Raw genomic sequence first — 11,046 nt, forward strand, 5'->3', positions numbered from 1 at the left:
GCTGGTGCTGGGCGGCGACGGCACCATCGCTCGGCGGCTGCGCGACAGCGGCTGGCACGTGCACACCGAGCCCGCCGACGTCGACCAGCTGCGGCTGGTGCTCGTCGAGCTGCCCGCCACCGCCGCCGACCCGCAGGCTGCTACCGGCGTGCTGGCGGACACGCTCGCCCTCGCCGGGCGCTACCAGCCCGTGCTGGAGCGGGCCGGCGGGCGGGCGGCGTTCGTCACCCTCACCCGGCTGGACGGGGCGTTCGGCCTGGAGGACGCCGACGGCCCGGCGGCCGTGCTCGGCGCCGTCACCGGCCTGGTCAAGACGCTCGCGATCGAGGCGCCGGAGCTGTTCTGCCGCGCGCTGGACATCGCCCCCGACATCTCCGCCGACGACTGCGCCGAACTGGTGCTCGCCGAACTCGCCGATCCGCGTCGGGACTTGCTCCAGGTCGCCCACCTCGCGGGCCGTCGGCGCACACCGGCCAGCACACCCCTGGCCGTCCCGCCCGCCGCGGGACCGGCGGTCGGCCCGGACGACCTGATCGTCGTCACCGGCGGCGGCCGCGGCATCACCGCCCACTGCGCCACCGCGCTGGCCGAACGCACCGGTTGCGGCCTGATCCTGCTCGGCCGCAGCCCGCTGCCCGACGAACCGGCCTGGGCGCACGGCATCCCCGACGACCGGCTGCGGGCCGCGATCGTCGCCCAGCACCGCGCCGCCGGTCGGCAGCCCAGCCCGCGCGAGGTGGAGGCCGAGTTCCGCGGCCTGGCCGCCGCGCGTGAGGTCCGGGCGACGCTCGCCGCGATCCGGGCCACCGGGGCCGCTGCCGAGTACGCCGTCGCCGACGTCGCCGACACCGAGTCGGTGCGGGCCGCCCTGGCACCCCACCGCGACCGGATCACCGGTTTCGTACACGGCGCGGGCGTACTCGCCGACCAGCGCATCGCCGACAAGGCACCTGGCGACGCCGCCCGCGTGCTCGCCCCGAAGGTGCACGGCTGGTTCGCGGTGCTCGCCGCGCTCGACCTGGACCGGCTGCGCCACGTCGCGGCCTTCTCCTCCATCGCCGGCTGGCGGGGCAACGCCGGCCAGGCCGACTACGCCATGGCCAACGAGGCGCTCAACCGGCTGGCCGCGGCACTGCACCGCACCCGCGACGGCATCAACACCGTCGCGCTGAACTGGGGCGCGTGGGCCGGTGGCATGGTCACCCCGGAACTGGCGCGCCTGTTCACCGAACGCGGCGTGCCGCTCATCCCCGTCGACGAGGGCGTACGCGTCTTCACCGACCGGATGACCGCCCCCGCCGCCGACCGGATCGTCATCGTCGGACCGGACGCGCCGCTGACCGGCCCCGCGCCCGCCGGACCCACCGGCGGCCCGGTCGACCGCAGCCTGGCGCCGCTGTCGGCCGACCCGGCGGTCCTCGCCCACGCGATCGACGGCAAGCCGGTCCTGCCGATGACCGGCGCGCTCGGCGCCATGCTCAACGTGGCCGACCCCACGGCACACGCCGCCCGGCAGATCGTCGTCTACCGCGGCGTGGTCCTCGGCGAATCCGGCCCAGCTGAGCTGCGCTTCGAGACCACCGGCACCGACGGCGGCACCGAGGTCACGGTCCGCGACGAGAGCGGACGCCCACGCTACCGGGCAGAACTGCTGACCACACCACCCGCGGCGGCACCGGCCCGGCACGGGCTGCCCGCCCTCGACGGCGGCGCAGCGATCGACGTCTACACCGACGGGACCCTGTTCCACGGCCCGGCGCTGCAGGGCATCCGCCGGCTGCTCGCCGACGACGACACCGGCCTGATCACCGCCTGCCGCCTGCACGACCCCGGCCTCGGCTGCGGCGCCTACGGCACCGCGGACTATCAGCCCGCCCTGCTGGATCTGCTGCTGCAGAGCCTGTCGGTATGGGTCCGCCGCCACCACGGCGTGAGCAGCCTGCCCAGCCGTGCCGCCGGATTGCGGCTCTACCACCGGCTGCCCGACGACACCCCGTTCTACGCGATCGTCGAGAACGTCGTGTCCGAAGGCAGCGTCCACCGCGCCACCCTCGTCGCCTGCGCCGAGGACGGCACCGTGCTCGCGGTCTTCGACGACCTCGAAGCGGTCGGCGCGGCGGCGCTCAACGACAAGTTCCGGGTGACGGCCCGATGAGGACGGACATGCAGCCCCACGGCGAGACGATCGTCCTTGACGAGGACGTCGCACCCGCGCACCGGCCCGCGATCCCGGCCGCCGGGCGGCTCGGCTCCGCCGTTGCGCGTGCCCACCTGGCCGCGCTCAGCGCCCACCACGCCGTGCAGGAACGGGTCCTGCGCGAGCTGGAAGCCGCCGCCGCATCCGGTCCGGCCGCCGCATCCGGTCCCGCCGGCGCGTCCGGTCCTGCCGCCGGGCGGCCGATCCTCGACGAGGCCGACCTGCTGGAGTTCGCCATCGGCAAGGCCGCCAACGTCTTCGGCCCCCGGTTCGCGCCGGTCGACGAGCTGCCCGGCCGGACCCGGCTGCCCGCACCGCCGTTCCTGTTCGCCTCCCGCGTCACCCGGCTGGAGGGCACGACCGGCGAGTTCGGACCGGCGGCGATCACCGTCGAGTACGACATCCCGCACGACGCCTGGTTCGCCGTCGACGGCGACGTCTCGATCGGTCTGGCCACCGAGGCCGGGCAGAGCTGCATGCTGCTGGCCGCGTACCTCGGCGTGGACCTGGACCGCCCGGCGGAGCGCTTCTTCCGGCTGCTCGGCGGCGACGCCGTGTTCCACGGCCCGCGGCCGCGCACCGGGCAGACCCTGCGCTACGACACCGAGATCGAGAGCTTCACCGCGCTGGGCGACAACCTCGTCTTCGCGTTCCGGACCACCTGCCACGCGGGCGACCAGCCGGTCTTCGCCCTGCACGGTGCCCGCGCCGGGTTCTTCACCCGGGAGGCGCTGGACGCCGCCGGGGGATCGTCAGCTCACCCGCCGACCGCAGACGCACCGAGGCCATGACCCCCGGCTGGTTCAAGCCACTGGCCCGCACCGACCGCACCCGGCTGGACCGCGCCGCGCTCGAACAGCTCGCGGCGGGCGACTGCGCGCAGGTGTTCGGCCCGGCCTGGCGGCAGGGCACCGGCGCCGAGCGCCTGAACCCCGCGATCCGGCTGCCCCACGGCCGGCTGCTGGTGCTCGACGAAGTCACCGGGATCGACCGCACCGGCGGCCCGCGCCGCCTCGGCCGGATCGAGGCCGTGCAGCGGATCAGCCCCGACGACTGGTACTTCGCCTGCCACTTCCCCGGCGACCCGCTGCTGCCCGGCTCGCTCATCGTGGAGGGGGCCGCGCAGGTCCTGCAGACGTACGCCATGTTCCTGGGCCTGCACCTGGTCTTCCCCGACGCGGAGTTCCAGCCGGTCGCGGGCCGTCCCGGCACTCTGACCATGCGCGGGCAGGTGACCCCGGCGTCGTCCCGGCTGCGCTACGTCGCCGAGGTCACCGAAATCGACCTGCTCCCGCGCCCGACCGTCGTCGCCGACATCACCTGCTACGACGGCGACCGGGCCGTGGTGCGGATCCACGACTTCGCGCTGCAGGTGCGCGAGCGCCCCGGCACCGCCTACCGGCCCGAGGCAGGAGGCCGCCCGGCCCGCTTCCTCGGCAGGCGCAACGCCGCCGGTGATCCGTCGCTGGTCAACGAGTTCCACCTGGCGCACATCTGCCTGGGCGACCTGCCCACCGGGATGGGTCCCGAGTTCGCCGTCTACGACGGTCGGCGCAGCCCGCGCGGCGCCAACGGCGACTTCAAGTACGTCGACCGGATCATGTCGCTGGAGGGTTCCCGCGACGCCGTCGCCGACGGCGCCCGCATGGTGTCGGAGTACGACTCCGCCCCGGATTCCTGGTACTACCACGAGTCCGGGACCGCCGACATGCCCAACTGCGTGCTCATGGAGACCTCGCTGCAGGCCGCCGCGCTCACCACCGCGTACCTGGGCTCGATCCTCGGCGACCCGGACGAGACCTACTCGATCCGCAACCTCAACGGGACCGCCACGGTCCTGCGCGACGTGGACCTGCGCGGGCGCACCGTGCGCCACGAGTCCACGCTGCTGTCCACCCAGCGGCTCGCGGGGGTCATCCTGCAGGACCTCGCCTACACCCTGACCGTCGGCGGCGAGCCCTTCTACCAGGGCCAGTCGCTGTTCGGCTACTTCAACGACGCGGCACTGGCCAACCAGACCGGGCTCGACGGCGGCCGCCTCGTCCCGCCGTGGCTGGACGCCCACCCGGCGGCCGACGCCCAGCGCATCGACATCGCGGGCGACCCCGGCTGGCGGCGCCCGCGCCCCGGCGACGGCCTGCACCTGGGCCACGGCCGCCTCGCCCTGATCGACGACGCGGTGCTGGTCCCCGGCGGCGGCACGCACGGCCGCGGCTACGTGCTGGCCCGCCGCCGCATCGACCCCGCCGACTGGTACTTCGCCCGGCACTTCTACCTGGACCCGGTGATGCCCGGCTCGCTCGGCGTCGAGGCGATCCTGCAGGCCCTGCAGGTGTACGTCATGCGCAGCGGCCTGGCCGACGGCCTCGGCCCGGCCCGTTTCGTCCGCCCGGCCGGCGTCCCGATGACGTGGCGATACCGCGGCCAGATCCTGCGGGAGGACCCGGAGATGTTGTTCGACCTGCACGTCAGCGACGTCCGGCAGGACGACGCCGGCCTGGTCGTCGTCGCCGACGCGAACGTGTGGAAACGCGGCCTGCGCATCTACGAGGTCAGCGGCGTCGCGCTGGCGGTGCGCCCGGACGGTGCGGCGTGACCGCCCCGGCGCTGTCCGGCCCGCGCACCGACCCGGCCGGCATCAACGAGGTCCTCAACGCCGTCGAGCTGCCCTGCCACGTGGTGCAGACCCCGGCCGGCGTCGCGCTCACCCACGTCCTGCCCGCGCGCGGCGCGCGGCCGGTGCTGTCCCTGGCGCCGCTGCCTGCCACCCGGCTGGGCGACCCGGGCTTCCGCACCGCCCACGGCGTCACGTACGCGCTGATGGCAGGCGCGATGGCCGGCGGCATCGCCTCGCCCGAACTCGTCACGGCCATGGCCCGCCACGGCTACCTCGCCGCGTACGGCTCCGGCGGCGTCGCGCCCAGCCGCATCGAGCAGGCCCTGCACCACCTCGCCGCGCACGCGGCGGGCCTGCCCTACGCGGTGAACCTGCTGCACGCCCCGCACGAGCCCGCCGTGGAACGGGCCGTGGTCGACCTCTGCCTGCGCCACGGCGTGCGCTGCGTCGAGGCGTCCGCGTTCATGAACCTGACCGCGCCGCTCGTCCACTACCGCCTGGCCAGCCTGCACCGCCGCCCCGACGGCTCCGTCGCAGCCGCCAACCGGGTCATCGCCAAGGTGTCCCGGCCCGAGGTCGCCGAGCGCTTCCTGACCCCGGCCGACCCGGCGATCGTCACCGCCCTGGCCGACGCCGGGCTGATCAGCGCCGAGCAGGCCGCCCTCGCAGCGTACGTGCCCATGGCCGACGACGTCACCGTGGAGGCCGATTCCGGCGGGCACACCGACGGCCGCCCGCTCGCCGTGCTGCTCCCGGCGCTGGCCGGGCTCCGCGACGCGCTGCGCCAGCGCCATCCCGGCCTCGCCCAAGTGCGGCTCGGCGCGGCCGGCGGGATCGGCACCCCGGCCGCCGTGCACGCCGCGTTCGCCCTGGGCGCCGACTATGTCGTGACCGGCTCGGTCAACCAGGCCTGCCGCGAGGCGGGCACCTCCGCCCAGACCCGCCGCATGCTCGCCGCCGCCGGCATCGCCGACGTGGGTCTGGCCCCGTCGGCGGACATGTTCGAGTTCGGCTCGCGGGTGCAGGTGCTCAAACGCGGCACCATGTTCGCCCAGCGCGCCGGGCGTCTGCACCGCTGCTACGAGCGCTACGACAGCCTCGAAGCGTTGCCGGCCGAGGAGCGCGAGTGGCTGGAGACGGTCGTGCTGCGCCGCACCATCGCCGACGTCTGGGAGGACGTCGTCGAGTTCTTCACCCGCCGCGACCCCGCCCAGCTCGAAGCCGCCCAGGCCGACCCGCGGCGGCGCATGGCGCTGCTGTTCCGCTGGTATCTCGGGCTGTCGTCGCGGTGGGCGTCCACCGGCGACGCCGAGCGGACCGTCGACTACCAGATCTGGTGCGGCCCCGCCATGGGCGCGTTCAACCAGTGGGCGGCCGGCACCTACCTCGCCGCGCCCGAGAACCGCTCCGTCGTCGACGTGTCCCATCACCTGCTGCGGGGCGCGGCCGTCGCCGCCCGCGTCCACCAGCTGCGGCTCGCCGGGGTCCGGCTGCCGCAGCCCGCGACCGCCTACCGCGTCCTCCCCGTCGGCTGAGCCGCGGCCCGTATCCGGATCGGAGAACCCAGATGAGCAACCCCTTCGACGACGACAACGGCACCTTCCTCGTGCTGGTGAACGACGAGAACCAGCACTCGCTGTGGCCCGCGTTCGCCGACGTGCCGGCCGGGTGGCGCACCGTCTGCGGCCCCGCGCCGCGGCAGGACTGCCTCGACCACATCGAGCGGCAGTGGACCGACATGCGCCCGGCCAGCCTGGCCCGGCGCATGGCCGAGCAGCAGGCCTGATGGACACCCGCGCCGAAGACGGCCTGCCGCTGCTCGCCGGGCAGCACGGGCTCTGGTTCGCCCAGCAGCTCGCCCACGCCGGGCGGCAGTACAGCGTCGCCCAGTACACCGACATCGCCGGGCCGCTGGACCGGGCGCTGATGGCCCGCGCGATGGCGCAGGCCGTCACCGAGGTGGAGAGCCTGCGGCTCTACTTCACCGAGCACGACACCACCGTGCGCCAGCACCTGGCCGACCTGTCCGACTGGACGCTGCACGACGTCGACCTCAGCGACCGGCCCGACCCCGAGCAGGCCGCCCGGCAGTGGATGGACGAGGACCTGGCCGCACCGGTCGACCTCGGCCGCCCGCCGCTGGGCACCGGCGCGCTGCTACGCCTGGGCCCCGAACGCCACCTGTGGTATCAGCGCGTCCACCACCTGGCCGCCGACGGGTACAGCGGCCTGATCATCGCCCGCCGGGTCGGTGTCATCTACTCAGCCCTGGTCAACGGCCGCCCCTGCCCGGCGCCGACCATGGGCACGGTCGCCGAGCTGCTCGACGACGAGGCCGCCTACCGGGGCTCGCCGCGCTTCGAGACCGACCGCGCCTACTGGGCCGGGCTGCTCGACGGCGCACCCGAGCCGGTCACGCTGTCCACCTCGTCGGCGGCGCCCACCGGGCAGGTGTTCCGGACCACGGGCAGGCTCAGCGACGCCGCCACCGACGCGCTGCGCGCCGCCGCCAGGGCGGCCGGGGTGCCCTGGACCACGCTCGTCGTCGCCGGCCTGGCCACCTACGTGCACCACCTGACCGGCGCGGCCGAGCTGACGTTCGCGCTGCCCGTGCTGGCCCGCGACAACGAGCTGCTGCTGCGTACCCCCGGCATGCTGTCCAACGTGCTGCCGCTGCGGGTCGGCGTGCGCCCGGACCAGCCGTTCGCCGAGCTGGCGCGGTCGGTCGGCGCGCAGCTGCGCGAGGCCCTGCTGCACCAGCGATACCGCTACGAGGACATCCGCCGCGAACGCGGCGCGCTCGAGCACGACCGGGGCCTGTTCAACATCGAGATCAACGTCATGTCGTTCCCGTTCGACGTGAAGTTCGGCCCGGCGACGTCCACGTTCCACAACCTCACCAACGGTCCCGTCGACGGGCTCGCCGTGCACATCTACGGCCTGCCCGACACCGGCGGGCTGCGCATCGACTTCGACGGCGACCTCGGCCTGTACACCACGGCCGAGCTCGCCGAGCACCGGCGGCGCTTCGCCGTCTTCCTCACCGCGCTGGTCGGCGACCCCGACCGCCCGGTCGGGCGGCTGGACACCATCGGCGCCGTGGAGAAGGCCAGGGTGCTGAGCACCGGCGCCGTCCCGCCCCGGCCGCTGCCCGAAGGCACCCTGGTCGAGCAGTTCGAACGGCACGCCGCGCAGACCCCCGACGCGGTCGCCGTCGTCGACGCGGGCGCCACCACCACCTACGCGCAGCTGAACGACCGCGCCGAGCGGCTGGCCCGCGCGCTGGCCGCCCGCGGCGCCGGGCCCGAGACGTTCGTGGCCACCATGCTGCCCCGCTCCACCGACATGATCGCCACGGTGCTGGCCGTGCTGAAGACCGGCGCCGCCTACGTGCCGGTCGACCCGGCCAACCCCGCCGACCGGGTCGCCGCGCTGCTCGCCGACATCGACCCGGTCGCGGTCGTGCCCGGTCCGGGCCTGGACGGCGACGCCGACCCCGCCGGGCGGCCCGACCCCGACGGCCTCGCCTACGCCATCTTCACCTCCGGCTCCACCGGCCGGCCCAAGGGCGCGCTCGTACACCACCGCGGCGCGCTCAACCACCTGCTGGCCAAGGTGGACGACCTGGGGCTCACCGCCGCCGACCGGATCGTGGCCAACGCGCCCCTCACCTTCGACATCTCGGTATGGCAGATGCTGGCCGCGCTGATGGTCGGCGGCCAGGTCCACGTCGCCGACGAGGACGCCGCCCGCGACCCGATGGAGCTGTTCGGCCTGGCCGCCGGGAACGCCGTCACCATCCTGGAGGTGGTGCCCTCGCTGCTGCGCGCCGCGCTGGACGCCTGGGACGCGGGCCTGCCGGACGTCGCGCTGCCCGAGCTGCGCTGGCTGGTCGTCACGGGCGAGGCGCTGCCCGCCGACCTGTGCCGCCGCTGGTTCGCCAGGTATCCGCGGATCCCGCTGATGAACGCGTACGGCCCGACCGAGTGCTCCGACGACGTCACCCACGCCGTGCTGCGCGACGGCGACGTGGCCGACGGCGGCGTCGTCCCGATCGGACGGCCGGTCCGCAACACCCGCCTGTACGTGCTGAACCCCGCGCTGCGCCCACTGCCCGCCGGGGTGCCCGGCGAGCTGTACGTCGGCGGCACCGGCGTCGGCCGCGGCTACCTCGGCGACACCGGCCGCACCGCCGCCACGTTCGTCGCCGACCCGTTCGCGACCACACCCGGCGCCCGCATGTACCGCACCGGCGACCACGCCCGCTGGACCCCGGCCGGGGAGCTGGAGTTCCTGGGCCGCCGCGACCACCAGGTGAAGATCCGCGGGCAGCGCATCGAGCTGGGCGAGATCGAGGCGGCGCTGCGGGTGGTGCCCGGCGTCTCCGACGCGGTCGTCGTGGTCCGCGAGGACCGGCCCGGCGACCGCCGCCTGGTGGCGTACCTGTCTCGCCGCGACGACGCCGCGGTCGAGCCGGCCGCCGCCCGGGCGGCCGCCGCGGCGGCGCTGCCCGAGCACATGGTGCCCGCCGCGTTCGTGGTGCTGGACACGCTGCCCCTCAACACCAGCGGCAAGGTCGACCGCAAGGCCCTGCCCCGGCCCGACCTCGGGTCCGGCGGCGGCCGAACGCCCCGCGACGAGCGCGAACGCCTGCTCTGCGAGCTGGCCGCCGGGGTGCTGGGCCTGCCCGCGATCGGCCCCGAGGACAGCTTCTTCGAACTCGGCGGCGACAGCATCGTCGCGATCCAGCTGGTCAGCCGGGCACGGGCGGCGGGCCTGCAGTTCACCGCCCGCGACGTGTTCCAGTGCCGCACCATCGCCGCGCTGGCCGCCGCCGCCGTCGCAGCCGAACGGGCCGTCGCCGAACCCGCCGCCGAGGGCATCGGCGAGGTGCCGCCCACACCGATCGTCACCGGCTGGCTCGACGCGGGCGGCCCGCTCGACGCCGTACACCAGGCGATCATGCTGGAGGTGCCGTCCGGGCTGCGGCCGGACGACCTGACCGGTGCCCTGCAGCAACTGCTGGACACCCATCACGTGCTGCGCTCGCGGTTCGACGTCGCGGCCCGCCGCTGGCAGATCATGCCGGTCGGCTCGGTCGCCGCCGCGTCGCTGATCCGCCAGGTCGAGTCCGTCGACCAGCTCGCCGTCGAGGACGCCCGGGACCGGCTCGACGTCGGTTCTGGTGTGCTGCTGCAGGCCGTGTGGCACGACGGCGACCCCGGCCGCCTGCTGCTGGTCGTACACCACCTGGCCGTCGACGGCGTCTCCTGGCGCGTGCTCGCCGCCGACCTGGCCGCGGCCGCCGCGGGGACGGACCCGGCGCCCGTGCCGGTCTCGTTCCGCACCTACGCCCGCCGCCTGACCGGCACCGACCGCACCGCCGAGCTGGACACCTGGCGCGCGATCGTCGCCGACGTCGCCGCCGCGCCCCTCGACCCGGACAAGGACGTGGCCGGCACCGCCGGCCGCACCACCGTCCGGCTCACCGGCGCCACCGTGGACACCCTGCTCACCCGCCTGCCCGCGCTGTTCCACTGCGGCCCGGACGACGTCCTGCTCGCCGCGCTGGCGTCGGCCGCCGCCCGGTGGACCGGCCGCGACACGGTCCACCTCGCCCTGGAGGGGCACGGCCGCGACGACACCGACCTCGACCTGTCGCGCACCGTCGGCTGGTTCACCGCGCAGTACCCGGTCCGGCTCACGCCGGGCAGCCCGGACTGGGCGGAGATCGCCGTCGGCGGCCCCGCCGCGGGCCGGGTGCTCAAGACCGTGAAGGAGCAGCTGCGCCAGGTGCCGGGCAACGGCAGCGGCTACGGCCTGCTCCGCGACCGGCTCGACGCGCCGCGCCCGGGGCTGGCCTTCAACTACCTGGGACGGCTCGACGCGGGCACCGGTCACCACGGCTGGCGGCTGCTGCCCGGCCACGAACTCACCCACGCAGCCCACCCGGCGCAGCCGCTCGGCCACGCGGTCGAGATCGACGCGCACGTCCGCGACACCCCCGACGGCCCCCAGCTGGTCGCCGAGTGGGTGTGGGCGTCTCGCATCCACGGCCAGGACGTCACCGAGCTCGCCGAGCTGTGGGCACAGGCGCTGCACGGCCTCGCCGCCCACGCCGACGACCCGGGCGCGGGCGGCCTCACCCCGTCGGACCTGGACCTGGTCGCCATCGACCAGTCCGAACTCGACGACCTGGAAGCACTACTCGTCGACGAACGGGGACTCTGAG

The 11,046-nt window shown here is 75.3% G+C and carries 6 protein-coding genes; all 6 read left to right on the forward strand.

Annotation, left to right across the window (positions count from 1 at the left end; translation table 11 throughout):
• Nucleotides 1-4 precede the first annotated feature (4 nt).
• From CS0771_RS16115 to CS0771_RS16140, 6 genes are read left to right on the forward strand one after another with little or no spacing between them, the layout of a single operon-like run.
• Entirely contained in the window at nt 5-2,155 is a 2,151-nt protein-coding gene (locus CS0771_RS16115; protein WP_212841745.1) for a KR domain-containing protein, read from the forward strand.
• Nucleotides 2,152-2,988 (forward strand): hypothetical protein, encoded by an 837-nt coding sequence (locus CS0771_RS16120; protein WP_212841746.1) that lies wholly within the window; start codon nt 2,152-2,154, stop codon nt 2,986-2,988. Before CS0771_RS16115 ends, CS0771_RS16120 begins: the two co-directional genes overlap by 4 nt.
• Nucleotides 2,985-4,793: a beta-ketoacyl synthase gene (locus CS0771_RS16125; protein WP_212841747.1), complete on the forward strand. Its 1,809-nt coding sequence runs from the start codon at nt 2,985-2,987 to the stop codon at nt 4,791-4,793. Before CS0771_RS16120 ends, CS0771_RS16125 begins: the two co-directional genes overlap by 4 nt.
• Nucleotides 4,790-6,349 carry a PfaD family polyunsaturated fatty acid/polyketide biosynthesis protein gene (locus CS0771_RS16130; RefSeq protein WP_212841748.1) on the forward strand — a complete coding sequence of 520 codons (1,560 nt, stop codon included), beginning with the start codon at nt 4,790-4,792 and terminating at the stop codon, nt 6,347-6,349. The genes CS0771_RS16125 and CS0771_RS16130 overlap by 4 nt, the downstream gene beginning before the upstream one ends.
• A gap of 32 nt (nt 6,350-6,381) precedes the next feature.
• On the forward strand, nt 6,382-6,600 hold the full coding sequence (locus CS0771_RS16135; RefSeq protein ID WP_212841749.1) for an MbtH family protein: 219 nt from the start codon (nt 6,382-6,384) through the stop codon (nt 6,598-6,600).
• The gene (locus tag CS0771_RS16140; RefSeq protein WP_212841750.1) at nt 6,600-11,045 is read left to right on the forward strand and encodes a non-ribosomal peptide synthetase; all 4,446 of its coding nucleotides are present in this window, start codon (nt 6,600-6,602) and stop codon (nt 11,043-11,045) included. The genes CS0771_RS16135 and CS0771_RS16140 overlap by 1 nt, the downstream gene beginning before the upstream one ends.
• The last annotated feature ends 1 nt before the right edge of the window (nt 11,046 follow it).

Source organism: Catellatospora sp. IY07-71, assembly GCF_018326265.1.
GTDB lineage: Bacteria > Actinomycetota > Actinomycetes > Mycobacteriales > Micromonosporaceae > Catellatospora.

What these genes read in the sequence shown, in the direction of transcription:
- CS0771_RS16120 (WP_212841746.1), top strand. Translation starts at nt 2,152, where the DNA reads ATGAGGACGGACATGCAGCCCCACGGCGAGACGATCGTCCTTGACGAG.
- CS0771_RS16125 (WP_212841747.1), top strand. Translation starts at nt 2,985, where the DNA reads ATGACCCCCGGCTGGTTCAAGCCACTGGCCCGCACCGACCGCACCCGG.
- CS0771_RS16135 (WP_212841749.1), top strand. Translation starts at nt 6,382, where the DNA reads ATGAGCAACCCCTTCGACGACGACAACGGCACCTTCCTCGTGCTGGTG.
- CS0771_RS16140 (WP_212841750.1), top strand. Translation starts at nt 6,600, where the DNA reads ATGGACACCCGCGCCGAAGACGGCCTGCCGCTGCTCGCCGGGCAGCAC.